The 17,448-nt window shown below is 54.9% G+C and carries 20 protein-coding genes; 5 read left to right on the forward strand and 15 right to left on the reverse strand.

The window, feature by feature from the left end; translation table 11 throughout:
• Positions 1 to 15: 15 nt before the first annotated feature.
• Together IEY39_RS11355 and IEY39_RS11360 are read right to left on the reverse strand one after the other, a co-directional pair.
• Positions 16 to 798 (reverse strand): DUF4249 domain-containing protein, encoded by a 783-nt coding sequence (locus tag IEY39_RS11355; RefSeq protein WP_188931495.1) that lies wholly within the window; start codon positions 796 to 798, stop codon positions 16 to 18.
• A gap of 4 nt (positions 799 to 802) precedes the next feature.
• Positions 803 to 3,130, reverse strand: a complete 2,328-nt coding sequence (locus tag IEY39_RS11360) for a TonB-dependent receptor (protein ID WP_188931496.1) — start codon at positions 3,128 to 3,130, stop codon at positions 803 to 805.
• Positions 3,131 to 3,267: 137 nt separating this feature from the next.
• Here IEY39_RS11360 and IEY39_RS11365 point away from each other — a divergent pair, with 137 nt between their 5' ends.
• Genes IEY39_RS11365 through IEY39_RS11375 form a run of 3 tightly spaced genes read left to right on the forward strand, consistent with a single transcriptional unit; the run spans position 3,268 to position 5,805 of the window.
• Positions 3,268 to 3,843: a Crp/Fnr family transcriptional regulator gene (locus IEY39_RS11365; protein ID WP_188931498.1), complete on the forward strand. Its 576-nt coding sequence runs from the start codon at positions 3,268 to 3,270 to the stop codon at positions 3,841 to 3,843.
• A 53-nt stretch (positions 3,844 to 3,896) separates the two neighbouring features.
• A complete protein-coding gene (locus tag IEY39_RS11370) occupies positions 3,897 to 4,613 on the forward strand; it encodes an SDR family oxidoreductase (protein ID WP_188931500.1) in 717 nt (238 codons plus the stop codon).
• 43 nt (positions 4,614 to 4,656) lie between these two features.
• Positions 4,657 to 5,805 carry an exodeoxyribonuclease VII large subunit gene (locus tag IEY39_RS11375; protein WP_188931507.1) on the forward strand — a complete coding sequence of 383 codons (1,149 nt, stop codon included), beginning with the start codon at positions 4,657 to 4,659 and terminating at the stop codon, positions 5,803 to 5,805.
• Between the two features lie 172 nt (positions 5,806 to 5,977).
• On the opposite strand, the gene IEY39_RS11380 is transcribed toward IEY39_RS11375, so the two are convergent.
• The gene (locus tag IEY39_RS11380; RefSeq protein WP_188931508.1) at positions 5,978 to 6,514 is read right to left on the reverse strand and encodes a DinB family protein; all 537 of its coding nucleotides are present in this window, start codon (positions 6,512 to 6,514) and stop codon (positions 5,978 to 5,980) included.
• A 113-nt stretch (positions 6,515 to 6,627) separates the two neighbouring features.
• Here IEY39_RS11380 and IEY39_RS11385 point away from each other — a divergent pair, with 113 nt between their 5' ends.
• Positions 6,628 to 7,023, forward strand: a complete 396-nt coding sequence (locus IEY39_RS11385) for a VOC family protein (RefSeq protein ID WP_188931509.1) — start codon at positions 6,628 to 6,630, stop codon at positions 7,021 to 7,023.
• On the opposite strand, the gene IEY39_RS11390 is transcribed toward IEY39_RS11385, so the two are convergent.
• From IEY39_RS11390 to IEY39_RS11400, 3 genes are read right to left on the reverse strand one after another with little or no spacing between them, the layout of a single operon-like run.
• Positions 7,013 to 9,244: a multicopper oxidase domain-containing protein gene (locus tag IEY39_RS11390; protein ID WP_188931512.1), complete on the reverse strand. Its 2,232-nt coding sequence runs from the start codon at positions 9,242 to 9,244 to the stop codon at positions 7,013 to 7,015. The genes IEY39_RS11385 and IEY39_RS11390 overlap by 11 nt on opposite strands.
• A gap of 7 nt (positions 9,245 to 9,251) precedes the next feature.
• On the reverse strand, positions 9,252 to 9,746 hold the full coding sequence (locus IEY39_RS11395) for a DUF3347 domain-containing protein (protein WP_188931514.1): 495 nt from the start codon (positions 9,744 to 9,746) through the stop codon (positions 9,252 to 9,254).
• A gap of 52 nt (positions 9,747 to 9,798) precedes the next feature.
• Positions 9,799 to 10,149 (reverse strand): hypothetical protein, encoded by a 351-nt coding sequence (locus IEY39_RS11400; RefSeq protein ID WP_188931516.1) that lies wholly within the window; start codon positions 10,147 to 10,149, stop codon positions 9,799 to 9,801.
• A gap of 56 nt (positions 10,150 to 10,205) precedes the next feature.
• On the opposite strand from IEY39_RS11400, the gene IEY39_RS11405 reads away from it, so the two are divergent.
• Positions 10,206 to 11,075, forward strand: a complete 870-nt coding sequence (locus IEY39_RS11405) for an alpha/beta hydrolase (protein WP_188931518.1) — start codon at positions 10,206 to 10,208, stop codon at positions 11,073 to 11,075.
• On the opposite strand, the gene trxA is transcribed toward IEY39_RS11405, so the two are convergent.
• The 9 genes from trxA to IEY39_RS11450 form a co-directional block, all read right to left on the reverse strand.
• Positions 11,061 to 11,381, reverse strand: coding sequence for a thioredoxin (gene trxA / locus IEY39_RS11410; RefSeq protein ID WP_188931520.1), 321 nt, complete (start codon positions 11,379 to 11,381; stop codon positions 11,061 to 11,063). The two genes, IEY39_RS11405 and trxA, sit on opposite strands and share 15 nt — an antisense overlap.
• Before the next feature lie 27 nt (positions 11,382 to 11,408).
• Positions 11,409 to 12,035 (reverse strand): bifunctional 4-hydroxy-2-oxoglutarate aldolase/2-dehydro-3-deoxy-phosphogluconate aldolase, encoded by a 627-nt coding sequence (locus IEY39_RS11415; RefSeq protein WP_188931522.1) that lies wholly within the window; start codon positions 12,033 to 12,035, stop codon positions 11,409 to 11,411.
• The gene (locus IEY39_RS11420) at positions 12,032 to 12,904 is read right to left on the reverse strand and encodes a creatininase family protein (RefSeq protein WP_188931524.1); all 873 of its coding nucleotides are present in this window, start codon (positions 12,902 to 12,904) and stop codon (positions 12,032 to 12,034) included. The genes IEY39_RS11415 and IEY39_RS11420 overlap by 4 nt, the downstream gene beginning before the upstream one ends.
• A 7-nt stretch (positions 12,905 to 12,911) precedes the next feature.
• Entirely contained in the window at positions 12,912 to 13,403 is a 492-nt protein-coding gene (locus IEY39_RS11425) for a molybdopterin-dependent oxidoreductase (protein WP_188931526.1), read from the reverse strand.
• A 3-nt stretch (positions 13,404 to 13,406) separates the two neighbouring features.
• On the reverse strand, positions 13,407 to 13,778 hold the full coding sequence (locus IEY39_RS11430; protein ID WP_188931528.1) for a winged helix-turn-helix domain-containing protein: 372 nt from the start codon (positions 13,776 to 13,778) through the stop codon (positions 13,407 to 13,409).
• Positions 13,779 to 13,782: 4 nt separating this feature from the next.
• Positions 13,783 to 14,346 (reverse strand): NADPH-dependent FMN reductase, encoded by a 564-nt coding sequence (locus IEY39_RS11435; protein WP_188931530.1) that lies wholly within the window; start codon positions 14,344 to 14,346, stop codon positions 13,783 to 13,785.
• 35 nt (positions 14,347 to 14,381) lie between these two features.
• A complete protein-coding gene (locus IEY39_RS11440) occupies positions 14,382 to 15,962 on the reverse strand; it encodes a DHA2 family efflux MFS transporter permease subunit (RefSeq protein WP_188931532.1) in 1,581 nt (526 codons plus the stop codon).
• A gap of 16 nt (positions 15,963 to 15,978) precedes the next feature.
• Positions 15,979 to 16,725 (reverse strand): SDR family oxidoreductase, encoded by a 747-nt coding sequence (locus tag IEY39_RS11445; RefSeq protein WP_188931534.1) that lies wholly within the window; start codon positions 16,723 to 16,725, stop codon positions 15,979 to 15,981.
• Between the two features lie 76 nt (positions 16,726 to 16,801).
• Positions 16,802 to 17,386 (reverse strand): TetR/AcrR family transcriptional regulator, encoded by a 585-nt coding sequence (locus IEY39_RS11450; protein ID WP_188931537.1) that lies wholly within the window; start codon positions 17,384 to 17,386, stop codon positions 16,802 to 16,804.
• Positions 17,387 to 17,448: the final 62 nt, after the last annotated feature.

The following is a 17,448-nucleotide window of genomic DNA, read 5'->3' on the forward strand; positions in this document are numbered from 1 at the left end:
ATGATATAAAATTACCTAATAAACTGCAACCGTCTTCGACCGGTCGGTATGGGCGCTGAAATACCCGTAGGCCCCATTGCTGATATTGGTGGAGGGGTTGGCGGGGGAAGCATTCGTGTTGAAGGTGCCTGTCCCGGAGGATCGCAACAACTGGAAGAAGTAGTCGTAGTCGTTCTTTTCGACACAGTACATGTCCACTTTTAACTGATCGCCTACGTAGAGATATATGCTATCCATATCCAACTCGTACTGAATGTACTTGCCATCCGAAAGCCGGTCGTCGAATACAAAGATATCCTTGGTAAAAGGCGTACCGTTGATATATTCCTGAAACCGGTAGTAGTTCTTTACGCCGGGAGGGTCCTGGAAATTGGCCACGGCGTTGATCTGACTCCTGTTGAAACGGTTGGAGCTCCGAAAAGTGATGGAATCCAGGGGCACCAGCAGGGGCATGGTGGACGATGCCGAGTAGGTCGTGTCATTGACGACTACTGACAAGTTGTAGGTATTGCCAGGCTTGCCCTGTAAAGTACTGGTAATATAAACTCCCGGGGAGGTCTCGGTAAGGTGGTCGGTGACACCGGTATTGTCGCTGATGGTCACGGAAGCACCGCTGACCATAGGGAAAGTGTTGTCGGCGTAGAAGTTGACCGATCGCATGATCTTTACGGTATCCGGCTGCAGACCATCGGTGACATTGCCTTCGATGACAAGTTGGGGCGGAGCGTTGTTGAGCTGCAGCGTTACCACTTTCTGGCAGCTGCAAAGTAAAAGAAGGATTGGAATTATGCGGCGCATGACTTTAGAATTTGAAGTTATAAGTAACGGAGGGAACCCAGCGGAACAGGGCCCAGCGGACGGCCTGGGTCTTTGAGGGGTCGCCGGGATCCTGCTGGAAGACGATGGAATAGGGATTTTGACGGCCATAGACATTATACACGGAGAAGTTCCAGTTGCTGTCGAACTTCTTTGTCTTCTTCCCCTGGAGGGTAGCCCCGATGTCGAGACGATTGTAAGGCGGCATCCGGCTGGTGTTGCGCTGGCCGTAGAGCCAGACGACCTTGCCGTTGACGTCATATTTGCCCACAGGCCAGGTGACGGCGTTGCCAGTATAGTATACAAAGTCGCCGGAGAGGGTCCATTTGCTGTTGATCTTATAGACACCAACGATGGAGATATCATGCGTCCTGTCCTGGTTGGCCGGGTACCAGGAATAGTTGTTGATTCCGGCGAACTGGCGTTCGGTGCGCGAAAGCGTATAGCTTACCCAGCCAGTGAACTGGCCAAACTTCTTTTTGAGGAACATTTCCAGGCCATAGGAGCGTCCCTTGCCGAAAATGAGCTGCGACTCCACGTTCTCATTGGCGACGAGCTGGGCGCCGTTCTTATAATCTATCTGGTTTTGCATGGAGCGGTAATACACTTCGGTAGAGAACTCATAGCGATTGTCGTCAAAATTCCGGTAGTAGCCGAGGGATACCTGGTCGGCGATCTCCGGTTTGACATTGTTGCTGCTGGGTATCCAGACGTCCGTGGGATTGGAGGAAGTGGAATTGGACAGGAGATGCAGGTTTTGGGTAGTGCGGGTATAGGATATTTTCATCGAGCTCACATCGTTGAGCTTATAGCTCATGGAAAACCGGGGCTCGAGGTTGAAATAATTCTTTACGACCTGTCCGGATGTATAGGTTGCCGTGTCGATGGCATTACCGGCAGAATCATAGGTGTAGAAGTTGCCGGGACCGAAGACGGTGAAGAGACCGGCGCGGAGACCATAGTTGATATTGACTGCATTGCCAATGGAGAGGTCGTGCGAGAAATAGACGGCGCTTTCAAGAGCGTATTTGCTTTGGATGGTAAGGCCATTGAAGCTGGATGACTGGCTGGCGGTGATGACGCCCGGAGAGGTGGTATGGTGTGTGACGTCGATGCCGAAGTTGATCTTATTGTCGGCATTGGCATAGTATTGCAGGTCTTCCTTGAAATGGAGGTCGCGGATATTGGAGTTGATGCCAATGTTGTTGTTAGCGTCATTGACGGTGATGTTGTAGTAGTACTTGCTATAGATGAAGGAGGTGTTGGAGAACAACCGGCTGTTGAAAATGTGGTTCCAGCGGAGGGTGGCCGTCGTATTGCCGTAATCGAGTCCAAAGGTATTGCCAAGGCCGAGGTTGTCTTTCCCGAAGTAGCCGGAGAGATATAGCCGGTCTTTCTCCCCCAATTTGTAATTGGCCTTTGCATTGATGTCATAGAAATAAAGGCTGCTGCGGTTGGTATTGGTATCCTTTGACAGCTTGAGGAAGAGGTCGGCATAGGTGCGGCGGGCGCTGACGATCCAGGAGCCATTGTCCTTTTCGATGGGCCCTTCCAATTCAAGCCGGGAGGAAATGAGACCGATGCCGCCGCTGCCATGGAAGCCTTTGTCGTTGCCATCATTCATCCGGACATCGAGGACGGAAGCCAGCCGGCCGCCATACTCCGCGGGGATGGCGCCTTTATAAAGCGTGACATCCTTGATGGCATCCGAGTTGAAGGTAGAGAAGAAACCCAGCAGGTGCGAAGGGTTGTAGACCGTTGCTTCGTCGAGGAGGATGAGGTTCTGATCCACCGATCCGCCCCGGACATAAAAACCACTGTTACCATCTCCCGCCGACTGGACACCAGGGAGCAGCTGTATCGTCTTAAGGATATCCTTCTCGCCAAAAATGACGGGGATGTCCTTTATCTCGTTTATCGAGAGCTTTTGCACTCCCATCAGCGGTTTTGTGACGTTGTTGGCATTCCTGTTCCCGGTGACGACCACCTCCTGCAATTGGGGAGCGCCAGGGGTTAGCTGGATCGGGTTTGTAAGATCGTGATCGAGGCTCACGGGAATGGTATCGCTACGGTACCCGGTGAAACTGACGATAAGATGATAATTACCGGGTGGTGCGCTGAGGGAATAAAAGCCATAGGCATTGCTCAGAACGGCGGAATGTGGTCTTTCTAATAGAAAGATGCTGGCGCCGATGAGCGTTTCCCCTGAGGCCGCGTCCCGTACCGTACCACTGACGGTGTGACGAGCCTGGGCCATAAGCAGCAGGGGAAGGAAGAGTACTGTTGCGGACAGGGTAATGATTTTGGTTTGCATAGGGCAAGAATAGGCCAGACTCTCGTTAATGAAACGTTAGGGAAGACAAGCGGGGAAGATTCGGCTACGAAACCGTAATTTTTGGGTATGACAATGCTGTTGCTTTTTACGACCTTTATATTCATCTTCGAACTCATATGACGAATCCATTGATCGAACGGCTGCAATCAATGCGCCCCATCCCTGCGGGCGACCGGGAATTGATTGGCGAAGCCTGGCAGGCGAGGAGCTATGAAGAAGGAGATGATCTTTTCCGCGGAGGGACAGTGTGCCGGGAGCTGTTCTTTATCTGCGACGGCATCCTGCGCATTGTGATGACCAATGAGGAGGGGGAGGAAAGGACGCATTTCTTTCTAAAGGAGAACCAATTTTGTACCATCCTGCGGAGTTTTGAGAATCAAACGGCGGCGGAGGAACGCATCCAGGCGGCCTGTAAAGCAACTGTATCGGCCATCACCCGCGACCGGCTGCTGGGATTGTATGCAGAGATCCCGTATCTGCAGTTGTTGATAGACCGGCTGATCCACCACGGGCTGCTGGATAAGATAACGATCCGCAATTCTTACCTGGGACATGATGCGGCTGCCCGTTATAAACTTTTCCTGACCCAGCAGCCGGACATCGCTTCAAGGGTCTCATTGAGCGACATCGCTTCCTACCTGGGCATCACGCCACAGTCACTAAGCCGGATCAGGAGAACCAGCATAAAATAACGAATTTACCATTTGGTAAAGGTGAGGCTGTACCGATGGACGAGCTTTGCCATATGTTAACCAATAAGAAAGTAGTTATACTGGGTGGCAGCTCGGGGATCGGGCTGGCCACGGCAAAGGCCGCAGCGGCGGCGGGTGCGCACGTTGTCATCGTCTCCAGCAATCAGGCCCGTATCGATGAGGCGTTGAAAGGGCTGCCAGGCAAGCCGGAAGGCTATGCCATCGATCTTAGTAAAGAAGCCAATATCAAAGCCTTTTTTGAGCGAGTGGGGCCCTTCGATCACCTGGTGTACACGGCCGGGGATACGCTCAGCCTTGTTACCCTCGAACAACTGGTGATGGATGAGGCCAGGGCGTTTTTCGACATCCGGTACTGGGGCGCTGTCACCGCTGTAAAATACGGCTCGCCGCATATCCGTCCGGGCGGGTCTGTTTGTCTCATCGGGGGCACAGCCAGTCCACGGCCCGGCAAGGGTTGGTCGCTTGCAGCAAGTATCTGTGCAGCCATGGAAGGATTTACACGGGCGATGGCGGTGGAACTGGCGCCGATGCGCGTCAACCTCGTCGAACCGGGCGTGATCCGAACCAATCTGTGGAATGGTCTGCCGGCGGATGTCCGGGAAGGAATGTATGCTACCGAGGCCTCCCGGTTGCCGGTGCGCAGGGTCGGCGAGGCGGAGGATATTGCGCGCACCTTTATCTACCTGATGGAGGAACCGCATATCACGGGTCAGGCGATCGTGGTGGATGGGGGTTCGGTGTTGGTTTAGAAATTCCAATATTTTTAGTAATTTAGCAGGAAATTAGGTAGTCGTGTCTGAGGAACAAGCTGTCCCCGCTAATTGGGCTAATGATATCAGTTATACGCCGGCATCCCTGCTTCATTTGTTTAATAGTGCGCTCGCACCGTCTGCGACCAAAAAGATCATTTTAGTAAAGGGGATTTATCTGGCCGGAAAAGGCGTTACCTATGCCGGCTATTTTTACGACACGCTGAAAGACGAGGCGACGGACGCCGTGCTGACGCTTGTCGTGCCGGCGTTGTTACGCAACGGGCTTACGCATAATAAAACGATCTCCTTTTACGGCTACATCACCAAGAGAGTGGTCCTCAACGGCGGGCGGATCGAGGTTCATGCGGTGATGACCGAGTTGCTTCAGCAGACGGTGAATACTTATTCCGACAAAGAGATCCGTGCGATCGGGTTGCTACAGCAAAAGGCGGGGCTTGGTTACCGGGATGTGGATGGGTTTGTCAAAGGGCGCATCGTCAATGAGGAAACCGTGCGCATCAGGATACTGATCGGGAAGACGGCCATTGTCGACAGCGATATCAGCCATGCACTGGGTGAGGCCGTTGGTTTTTATAACATCGGGTTCGAACGGATCAACCTTTCGTCGGAGGCGGACATCCTGCAGGCGCTGCGCCGGTATAATGATGCAGAGGCCAACGATCTGCTGGTCCTTTCCCGGGGTGGTGGGGAGAACATGGAGGTGTTTAACAGTCCCGATGTAGCGGAGTACTGCCTGGAGCTGGAGCCCTTGTTTGTAACGGCTATCGGGCACAAGGAAGACACCCCGCTGGTGCAGAAGATGGCGGATAAGGCATTTATCACGCCGACGGCGCTTGGACAATACCTTAATAGGATATATAATGAAACAGTAGAGGAATTGCAACATTCGAAGGCCCGGCTTATCGAAACGATCACGCTGCAGCTTGGCGCCAATTATGACAAGCAGGTGCGCAACCTGGAGGAGAAGATCCGCGGTTTGGAAGAATTGAATATCCAGCGGGTGGGTTTACAGCAACAGGAGCTGCAGCTGTTGCAGGGGCAGTTGCTGGCAGCACAAGAGCAGGTGCAGACGATGCGGGTCACGGGCACGCGACGGCAGCTTGTGTTTTGGGTGATATTGATAGTAGTGGCGCTGGTTTGTGTGCTGATAGGGAGAGGGTGCAGATAAGATGCCGGTCATGCTCAGGGCATGCCGAAGCGGATGAGGAACAGCATTACACCGACTACTATCAGCAAGATCAACAGGACCAGGACGAAATTAAGGACGCGCTTGAGCATGTCCATTGTACGGTAAACGCCACTGGAATTGTTGGGTGCTAATTTGTTAAAATTGTGGACCTTCAGGCAGACCGATCGGCATGAGCGCAAGAAACGGATGCATAAATATTCTTTAGCTGGTGCAGGTGCCGTTGGGTATGCCAGACATAGAACCAGATCCATTCCAGGCGGGTCATGGGGCCGACACCGGGGAATTCGAAGTCGAGGCAGGTAGCCGAAAGATCGAGAAGGCGTGTCCCCTCCCCTATTTTATCCCAGACCAGCTTTATTTTATTGAGCATCTCTTCCTTGTCGTAATATCCTTCAGCGGGGATGATGTAATCGGGGGATGGGAGTTTGGTGCTGAAATCAAGGAAGACGCCGGCGATCATGGCCAGATGGGTATCGGGTTGGCGATCGGTTGTCGGGGAAGTGCGTCCGGCAATGACCTCGGCGACCCCCGCCGAAAGGAGGAGGTGTTCGGCGACCTGGCCGGCCGTCCAGCCGCCATAAGAAGGTGTGCTATTGAATTGTTCGCCGGTGAAGGCCGCGATTGTATGGATGATGTTGGCGCCGGTTTGTTTTACCTGTGCGGCCAATTCGGTTTTATCGATTTGCATGGTTATCTTTTTTGTAAAGTTGCCTTTTATTGTTCGAAGGTTTGAGGGGTGATCCCGACAATAAAAAGGGTTTTTCGCGACAAATGGCTAGATTTAAGGCCATAAAAAAAATTATGAACCGGAAGATCGCGCAACTATCGTTATTGGTCAGAGACTATGATGAGGCTATTTCCTTTTATGTCGAAAAACTGGGATTTGTTTTGATAGAGGATACTCCGCTTAGCCAGACCAAACGATGGGTCGTGGTGGCGCCTTCGACAGGGGGTGAAGGCTGCCGGCTGCTGTTGGCTAAGGCCGTGGGTGACGAACAGGTGAGCCGGGTAGGTAACCAGACGGGGGGAAGGGTTTTCCTGTTTCTGTTTACGGATGATATCCACCGCGATCATCAGCGGTTGGTGGCGCATGGAGTGCGCATAGATCGCGAGCCGTCCGTTGAAGCGTATGGCACCGTGCTGGTGTTTCAAGACCTGTATGGGAATTTGTGGGATATGATACAGCCTAATAATTGATGGTTATGCCGGCGCCGTAGCCCATGTCGCTATCGTAATGGGTGGAGAAGCCGAAGTATTTGGTAACAATGTAGCGGAGACCGGCCATGTATTCCTTGTCGGTGTTGATCATAAAACTGAAGCGCAGGCGGCTGGTGAGCGGCAGGTCTTCCCGGCTGAGCTGGAAACGCAGACTGCCGCGGGTGTCGATGCGCGCGTCGGCGATAACGAGCATGGGCAGGGTGTACTGGACACCGGCACAGAAAACGTCGCGATGGTTCTTGGTATCGGTCTGACCGAAAAGGTTCTTTTCTGTGGTGATTAGACTTCGATAGCGGAAATCCCAGCCGATGTAGGGTAGCCAGTATTGCATCGTCCCGAGATAACGGCCGAGATGACTTTCGGACTCGTAGCCTTTGCGCGAGTCGGTGCCCAGTCGCCATTCGGTCTGAAACCGGTAACGGGTGTTGGCTAATTGTGCTTCGCCATCGCTGCCATTGCTTTCGAGGCCGATGCGGGCCATGGGCCGGATCTCACGGTCGTCACTGTAGAGATGCTTTAATGCCTTTTGCGGATGAGGGATGCCAGGCGGAGGCGGCGAGTCCTCATAGTGAAAGATCCGGCCCATGCCGCTCATCATATGATAGAGGATATGACAATGGAAGAACCAGTCTCCGCTTTCGGTGGCGGCGAATTCCAGGGTGTCGGTTTCCATGGGCATGATATCCACGACAGTTTTCAGCGGGGCATAGTCGCCCTGACCATTCAGCAGCCGGAAGAAATGACCGTGCAGGTGCATGGGGTGGCGCATCATCGTACCGTTGTAGAGGATGATGCGGACGTTGTCGCCGTGACGGATGAGTATCTTGTCGGTCTCGGACACGGCCTTGTTGTTGATGGTCCAGACATAACGGTTCATGTTGCCCGTGAGGTTGAAGTAGAAGACGCGGGTCGGGGCGCCGGGAGTGCGGGGGGCGGCAGAATCGGGGGGCGGATTGCCGGCGGGGACTGAGTCGGAGGTCATCGGGGCGGGATTGCCGGCGGGCAGCGTCGTTTTCACGGGCGACCGGAGCATGCCGTAGTTGAGCGTAGTGCCGCTTTGCTCCGCGTACATGACGCTGTTCATGTCCATGGTCTGGTTGGTCATTTTCATGTCCATCATTTTCATCCCGCCGCTGCTGTTCATCATACCGTTCATCATGTTCATCCCTTCAAAATAATTGAGCACAGGAAGAGGCGGCAGCGCTTTTTGAGGACCATTGCCGAGCCAGAGCGTGGTGGCGCCGGTGCGGTCTTCGGCGGTGGCGCGAAAGGCATAGCCGCTGTCCCCGGGGATGGTGACGATGAGGTCGTAGGTTTCGGAGACGCCTACGATGAGCCGGTCGACGACAACGGGCTCAACGTCCTTTCCATCGTTGGCGACGACCGTGATGCTGCCGCCGGCGTATTGCAGCCAGAAATAGGTGGACGAGCTGCCGTTGATGACACGCAGGCGGACCTTGTCGCCCGGTTTGTATTGCTTTTGCGCCTCTTCGGGTTTCCCGTTGACGAGGAATTTGTTATAATACACATCGCTGACATCCATTGGCAGCATCCGTTTCCATTCATTCGTGAGCTTTGTATGCAGCCGGTGAGCCTTTATCGCCGCGGCATAGTTCTGGGTGCTGCCCTTGCGGATGGCATACCAATCCGTTGCATAGTGCAAGCTGCGTTGTACCTCGTAGGGCGTTTCGTCGGTCCAGTCGCTGAGCAGGACAACCTGTTCAGGCGGGACCTGCGCGGATGAAGGCTCACCGGGTTGCAGCGGCGCCTGCCGTTTGTGGATGACGATGGCGCCATAGAGGCCGACCTGCTCCTGCAACATGGTATGGGAATGATACCAATACGTTCCGTTCTGAACGATGGGGAATACGGCGGTGTATTCGCCCATCGGTTTTATTGGTGGAGAAGTAAGATAGGATACCCCGTCATACTGATTGGGTACGATGACGCCGTGCCAATGGACGGAGGTTTCCATCATCATGTGGTTATGGATATGGATCTCGGCGGTATCGCCTTCGGTGAATTCCAATGTCGGGCCCGGGAGCGTCCCGTTGACGGCGATGGCATGGCGGTGATGGCCGGTGTAGTTGACCATCGTGTCGGTGATGCAGAGGTTGTAGACGACCCTATGGGGGCTGTATTGCGCATGCGCGGACATACCGGTGAGGACGACCAGCAGGCCAATGACGAGGCTTCTCATATGGTGGTTAAGGTTTCAGGGTGCGCGTTACCTTACCGCAGGTGAGCATGCTGTTGCCGAAATAGGGATTTTTGATAGCCGTGTCATTACTCAGCCACGAGCTCTTTTTCATCGGGCAATAATCCTCATAGATGGGTTGATCGGAAAGCTTAGCCTGTTTGGCGAGGCTGGCCATGTTTGCCGAAAGGCTGGCGAAATGTTCGCGCTGGTGGCTGATGTCGGTGGATTCGGAGATGTGCCGGGCGTCAAAGGCCAACTTGTCTTTCAAAGCCATAAAGGCCATATGGTCCTTCATGGGGATGGCGGACATGTTTACACTGTTGATATCCTTTAACAGCAGGGCGGCTTTTTCGGCCGTGGCCTTTGCGTCGCTGGTGATCAGGGCGTCTTTGACGTTGTAATAATCCGTGAGGACGGGGGCGAGAGCGATCTGCTGGGCGTTGAGATGGGAGAATATAGAAGTTGTCGCGATGACGGCGAGAACAGTAATAAAGTGCTTCATGATTTGTGGAATTGAATGTGATAAATAAAATGTACGGGTATTCAAGCCCGCATCAAATCAGGAAACGCTGTTGGAGGGCTAGGATGTCAGGTGGAGGGTGTCGGGGGTTGCTGGTCGTGGTGGCTGCCGGTAGTTCTGTTAGGGGAAGAACAGGCCGTTGGATGAGCAGCTCGATAACAGGCAGGGGCGCAGCCTGAACCTGGTCGGCGATCTGCTTTTCCAGGAGATTGAATTTAACCGCCTGGTGGCTGTGGCAAGGTTTGGACTTCCCAGATTTCTTTGCGTCGCAGCAGCAACAGTGGACTTTTGCAGCCGTAGCGCAATGGCAAAAGACGGTGAAGTTGGCAGTGAAAACCACCAGCATCAGCAAGGCCTTCCAGTATATATTCCGTGTGCGCCGCATGTTGTGGACAAAGGTAACAAGGAAATATAAAAAATGTTCATAAAATTGGGGTACGAATGAAACAGCTTATCAATAAGTTACGGGGAAAGTTGACTCCACCTCAATATTTGGATACGCCGACGGAAGAAGGCTTTTTATTGTGGCCGGAGACTGCTTCGGCGCCGCAGGAGAAAGTGCGGATGTCGGGCAACGAAAGGTTGGTGACGGAGGTTCACCGGCCGGCGATAGTGTATTACCCTGCAATGGAGGGGAAGGGGGCGGCTGGGGCTAAGGCGGAGAAAGCGACGGGTACCGCAATGATCATCGCGCCGGGTGGCAGTCACCGGGAGTTGTGGATCGATCATGAGGGGCATGCTCCGGCGCGTTGGCTGAGTGAGCGGGGTATTGCCGCTTTTGTCCTGAAATACCGGCTCGGGGCAGCTGCAGGGTCGCCGTATTCAGTGGAGACGCATGCGCTGGCGGATATACTCCGCGCCGTTCGTTATGTGAGAAGCCGCGCTGCGGAGTGGGGCATCGATGCGGAGCATGTGGGGGTGATGGGGTTTTCCGCGGGGGGCGAGCTGGCGGCGCTTGCGGCTATGCGTTATGATGCGCCGCCGTTGCTGACAAACGATGCCATTGACCGGAAGCCCTCACGACCGGATTTCCAGGTGCTGGTTTATCCCAGCAATCCCGAACGGTATGTTGTTACCCGGCAGTCGCCGCCGGCTTTCATCTGCGGGGGCTACCAGGATTGCGTGGAGATCACGGCGGAGTGCGCGAAGCTGTTCGTCCGGTTTAAGGAAAAGGGTATCCCCGCCGAATTGCATATCTACGGCAATGCCGGACATGGATTTGGCTTCCGTCAGGATAACAAAGGAGGTATTGCGGAATGGCCGCAACGACTGTACGACTGGCTGGGGGATTCCGGGTTATTGGGAAGATAGGATCCCGTCGAGCACCTGTTTGATCTGGTCGGCGCGGAGGACGCCGCTTTGCCGCCACTTGATCTGGCCGTCGCGGAAGACGATAAGTGTAGGAACGCTTTGAATGCCATAGGCGGTGGCCACGGCCGGGTTGCGATCGATATCCAGTTTGAGGATGGTGACCTGATCGCCCATTTTGTCTTTTACTTCTTTGAGGATGGGAGGCATCATTTTACAGGGACCGCACCATTCGGCTGAAAAGTCTACCAATACGGGCTTGTGACCTTTTATTATTTCTCCAAAGGATGGTTTTGTTGTGGTTTCCATATACCTGATTTTTTGTAAAGGTAGGAGTTATTGGCCGACCGCTTCGACGTAGGCGGCAGCGGTAGTAGTGAGATCTTGTAAGTAGCTGGGAGTGAGGTGGTCGGTTGGGGTGACGAGAGCGCTGCCGATGCCGAAAGCGGCCGCACGGGCTTTTTGGAATTGCCGGATATTCCCGAGGTTGACACCACCGGTAGGCATCAGCGGAATATGGGGAAAGGGACCACGCAGGTCGCGGAAATAGGCCGGACCGACGGAGGCGGGGAAGACTTTTACCATCCCGGCGCCATTACGGTAAGCCGTGAGAATCTCCGTTGCGGTGAAGGCGCCGGGGATGCTGACGGCCCCGAGTTCGAGGGTACGTTCGATGGTGGGCAGATCGAGCGAAGGGGAAAGGATGAAACGGGCTCCGGCGGCAATGGCGGCTTCTGCTTCGCCGGGGCTGAGGACGGTGCCGGCGCCGATGAGCAGCTTGTCGCTGAATTTTGCGGATGTTTCTTCTATGGCTTTTAGGGCGTCGCGGGAGTTGAGGGTGATCTCCAGCAAACGGATGCCACCGTCATAAAGCGCCTGGGCGATGGGAAGGATATGATCCGGGTCGCAGCCACGAAGGATGGCTACGACCCGGTGATCAATTATTTGTTGAAGAGTGGTCATGGACGAGGTGTGAGTGGAACGCGATTGAAATATTCTTTTTGCAGTTCGAGTGTTTTTGTGTCGGCCTTGATGGCTTTGAGGGCTTCGACGAGTTGACTGATAAAGTGTTCGCACACCAGCTCGCCTTCGGCCCTGGTAGCTTTTGAGCCGTCGCCGGCGTAGTGGTTGGGATAGTCGGCATACCACCAAATTGCAGTATATACGTTAGGAATGTTCAGCCGGTGCTGGTTGGCGCCGGATTCATTGTTGGCGGAGTCCATCTCCACCAAGTCGGGCCGAAGATAGAGGATGGAGGATGTTTCACGTTCGCCCGCATGCTGGTCGCCGGCAGGGTCCGACTTATGCAGGGCGGCGAGCTGGCGCCGATAGGTGCTGTCGTTGGCGGGTTCGAAGAAATAGACGGCGTAAGGCCGTGCCTTTTCCAGGCGGGTCTGGATGAAATAGCGGATGAGTTCGGGGTTGCCGCCATGGCCGTTGATGATAACGATCTTATCAAAGCCATTGCGGGCTATTTCGTCGCAGGTAGCTTCCAGCAAATCCCAGACGACGCGTTCGGGGAGAGCGAAACTTCCGGGTACATGACGGGCTTCATTTATCTGGCCGTAGAAGTAGTCGGGGAACACAACGGCATATTCCTTTTTTGTCGCGCGGGCTGACCATTCGCGTACCTGGATAAGATCGGAGCCTATGGGAACATGAGGACCATGTTTTTCGAGGATACCGATAGGAAGGATACAGGTGTGGTTGGAGGCGGCCAGGGCGCGGGGCCAGTCGCTGGCGGTGAGTTCGTCCCAGCGGGTGTGAAGGGGACGCTGGGCATGGAGGACGAAGCCGGTGGCGAGGAATGCGAGAAGCAAAAAATTTTTCATATGTAGCTTATTTGCCTGCTAATTTAATGTCTATCGAGGTTACCTTGTAACAATTGCGGGCGGGTTTTTTCTCGCCGGGGACGACAAGGCGGAAGGGACCGGTAGCAGCGGGCAGGGGCTGGCCTCCTTCCTGGTCGGCAAGAATGACTACCCTATCGGTGATGCTGGAATCGAGTTCGGCCAGCGAAAAGACAACCTGATAGTTATCGGCACAGGAGACCAATACGTATTTGGTCATATTTTTCCCGCGGAGGTCCTTGCCCGTGGTGACGCCGGCCTTTTTGAAGATCTCTGAGAGAGCCACGCCCGCGAAGGTATGGGGAAAGCCTTGCTTGTCCTTTGCGGTGGCGGTAGTCCGGGGCATAGCGGCGAGATCGGCGGCCGTAAGGGTCAGTGGAGTAGTGACTTCGCCGCCTACAGCAACAGTGGATTGTGGTTGCTGGGCGACAGCGGCCATAGACACAAGGATAAGGGCCGCAACGGTGATGAGTAACTTCATTATTCAGTGTTTATTTATGTGTTGGGTCTCGGCCTCGAGGAAGAGGGTGAATCGCTGCCGAAGCTGTTTGTACCAGTCGATCAATTCCCGGGCTTCGGGTGAGATGGTGGAGCCGCCCCCTTTTTCGCCACCGGTGGCGGTGATGACGAGGGGTGTGATGGTGGTGGTGTTGAGGTTATTGACGATATCCCATGCCTTTTTATAGGACATCTGCATTTTTTTTGCGGCCGCGCTGATGGAGCCGGTCTCTTCGATGAGTTCGAGCAGTTGGACGGGGCCGGGGCCGAAGAACCGGTGGCCTTCGTATTCGAGCCAGAGCCGGCCGTTGAGCTGTATTCCCTCTGCAGGAAGGATCTTGTTTTGCGGCTTTGCCATTGCGTTAAGAAATTAAAGCGAAGGATTGCCGGGCATTGCCGAGGAGGGCGATGAGCCGGTCCAGTTTTCGGGTATGCTCTACAGATAGTTCACGCCGGTGGGCGTCGGTGTACAATTGTCCTTTCACAAGGGGGACAGTATAGGGGATGACCCAGGCGCGGAGGGCTTTCGCCACCGCGTCCATGGCATTGATACCCTGCATGGCCTGTCCGCCATCGGCCCAGCAGACGAGACCCACCACCTTGTCGGTGAGATAGGGTTTTTCGTTGCGGGCGGTGAGTTCGAGCCAGTCGAGGCAGTTCTTCATGGCGCCGGTCATACCGCCATGGTAGAGAGGAGTAAGCCAGATCTGGAGGTCGCTGCGCATGAAGGCGTCGACCATGGCTTCTACCTCAGCGGGAGGATTGGGCTGGCGGAGTTCGAAGAAGGGGATGTGGGCGTCGGATACGTTTACCTGGGTTACAGTGTAGCCTTTGTCGGTGAGCTGCTGGTAGAGATAGGCGGAGAGTTTGCGCCCGGTGGTTTCGGGGCGGGTGTCGCTGCAGCCATTGAATAGGAGGACGTTCATGAGGTGAAGGTACGAAAAATGGGTTTGTCGCCCTGCTAGTGGTCTAACAGGGGTACCGACGCCTTCGGCATCTGACGGGGCCTATGATGGCCCTTCGGGCGGCCGGCCTGTGGCCGTCCTTGGCGGGCCAGCAGGAGAAAGGGAAGGCTACCCAGGAAGATAGCGCCAAGGAGCAGGTAGGCGTCGCCGAAGCTGAGGGCATTGGACTGGCGGACGACACCCGCATCCAGCAGACCCAGGGCCTGATGCCGGGCATCGAGGGCAGTGGCGCCTTTGCCTATGAAGTATTGGGTATAGCCGGCGAGGCGGTCGGTTACCTGGGGATCGCTGAGGGTGATATGGGCCACAAGATCGGTGCGGTGGATGGCGTTGCGCCGGGTGAGGTAGGTGTTGATGATGGCAATGCCGAAGGAGCCGCCGAGCTGCCGCATCATGTTATTGAGCGCCGTGCCCTGGGGTATGTCCTTTGGTTCGAGACCGGAGACGGCCAGGGTGGAGAGGGGCACCGTGATGATGGCAATGCCGATGGCGCGATAGATCAGCGGAATATAGAAATCGCCGTTGCCGGCGTCGAGGTCTAATCCTGCTATCTGCCAGGTGAAGAGTACAAACAGGAGCATTCCTGTAGTGATCATGACCACGGGTGGGACACCTCGCTGCAACAGGCGTGCGGTGAGGATGAGCCCCGCGATGGCGAAGAGGGAGCCTGGTAACAAGAGCAGGCCTGTTTGGGTAGGCGTGAACCCGAGAAGACGCTGGGCGTACACTGGTGTAAGGTAAACAGAGCTGAAGAGTCCGATGCCGGAGACAAAGGTCAGTAAGGCTGCAATGCTGAGGTTCTTACTTTTTAGTACCCGGAGGTTGACCACGGGGCTTTTTATTTTTAGTTCCCAGTATATAAAGAAGGACAAGCACAGGATGGCGACAACGGTGAGGATAACGATATAGGCGGCGCTGAACCAGTCGTCGGTTTCGCCACGTTCGAGGACGGTCTGCAGGGAGCCCACGCCGATGGCAAGGAGGGAAATGCCGGTCCAGTCAATGCGGCCGGGAGTGGGTCTAAAAGGAGGTTCGCCGAGCAAACGGCTGCAGATGAGCACCACGGCCAGGCCGATGGGGACATTGATGTAGAATATCCAGGGCCAGGAGTAGTGTTCGGTGATGAAGCCGCCAAGGGTGGGTCCGATGGTCGGGCCTACAAAGATGCCGATGCCGAACAAGGCGCTGGCAACGTTCTGCTTCTCTTTTGGGAACAGCTCATACACGATGGCGGCAGAGACCGACAGCAGCGCCCCGCCGCCGATGCCCTGGAAGAAGCGGCAGGCCACCAACATCCAGATGCTTGTAGCCTGACCGCAGAGGAAGGAAAAGACCGTGAACATGATCACCGAACCGATGTAATAATTCCGCCTGCCAAACTGCGCGGCGAGGAAGCTGGTGATAGGAATGATGATCACATTCGCAATGGCATAAGCCGTGATCACCCAGGAGGTATCTTCCAGCGTCGCGCCAAGATTGCCACTCATGTATGACAAAGCCACATTGACGATGGAGGTGTCGATCAGTTCCATGATGGCGGCCGCGATGACCGTGATCATGAGGATGGTCCTTCTCATTATTGTTGTTTTTTAATTACCGGCCTTCATTCATGGCTGTGATTGCCTGATCGGGAGCAGACAGAAAGTATTGCCAGAATTCGGCGGTGCGGCCGACGCGGATGTCGTAGGTATTTTGCTCAAGACCTTTTTTGAATTCGTCGGCGACTACGGAAGGGGCGATGCCGTTGGCAGCGCCGCCGATCTCTGCCGAGAATTCGGTGTTGACGAGGGGCGGGTACAGTTCGAACACCTTGACGCTGGTATTTTTGAGGCTCAAGCGCAGGGCGATGGTATAACTGTGGAGGGCAGCCTTGCTGGCGGAATAGGTGGCAAGGGCGATGCCGGGGGCGATGGCTACGATGGAGGTGACGTTGACGATAGCGGCTTCAGATTGTTTCTTGAGCAGGGGCAGCAATTTTTCGTTGAGGCGGATCACCGAGAGATAGTTGGTCAGCATCTCCTCCCCTGCCCTGGTGAAGGCATCGACGCCTTCGGCGCCCAGATTGTAGACGGCCGAGGCTTTGCCGGCATTGTTGATGACGATGTTGAGGGCTGCGTGGTCGCGGTTGAGAGTGGCGACAAGGGTCTCGACATCTTTTTCGTCGGAGACATCGCCGACGATGGCCGTGGTGTTGGGGAGTTTGGCGACAGCCGCTTTGAGCCGCTGTTCGTTACGGCCTGTGACGATGATCTTGTTATCCGTGCTGAGGGCTTGCGCCAGTGCGAATCCTATGCCTGCGCTGCCGCCGGTGATGAGGATCGTGTTGTTCGTCGTTTTCATGTTCTTTTTATTTTATACCGATCGGTATATTTTATGACAAAAAAATTTAGTGTTTCTGGGGTGCGGGGGTCGGGGTTTATAGTGCGTCGATGATGTTTTCTACGGCGGTGATCAGCGGCTTGCCATAGCCGGGTTGACCGACGGTTCGGCGGATCATGATCATGCCTTCGAGAAGAGCGATGATCGACAGGGCTGCCTGTTCGGCGTCGGTGGCCGCCTTGAACTCTTTATTTGCCTTTCCGGCTTCGATGAGTTGCATGAGCCTTTCCTTCCAGAGGACGATGGCTTCGGCAGCTTTTGTTTTCAGGGCGGGATGGGTATCGGCGGCTTCAATGGCGGTGTTGAGGATGGGGCAACCGCCGGGTACGAAGGAAAGTTTTCGCGTGCCGCCGTAAACATCGACATAGACACGCAGTTTGTCGCGATAGGACGAGCGCTTGTCCATTTCCTGGCGGATCATCTCGCGGACATGTTTGTGGTTATGATCGAAGCAGGCCAGTGCCACCTCGTCCTTGTCGGCAAAGTTGCCGTAGATACTGCCCTTGGTGAGGCCGGTGGCGTCGGTCATATCCGATAGCGAGGTAGCGGCGTAGCCCTTCGTGTTGAAGATGGGCGCCGTTTTCTCGATGATGAATTGACGGGTGCGTTCGGCTTTGCTCATGGTTGCTGCTCTCGGCTATTTGATGCCTTTGACGATGTAAAATTATACCGATCGGTATTATT

Origin of the sequence: Puia dinghuensis, assembly GCF_014642875.1 — a bacterium.
Classification (GTDB): Bacteria; Bacteroidota; Bacteroidia; order Chitinophagales; family Chitinophagaceae; genus Puia; species Puia dinghuensis.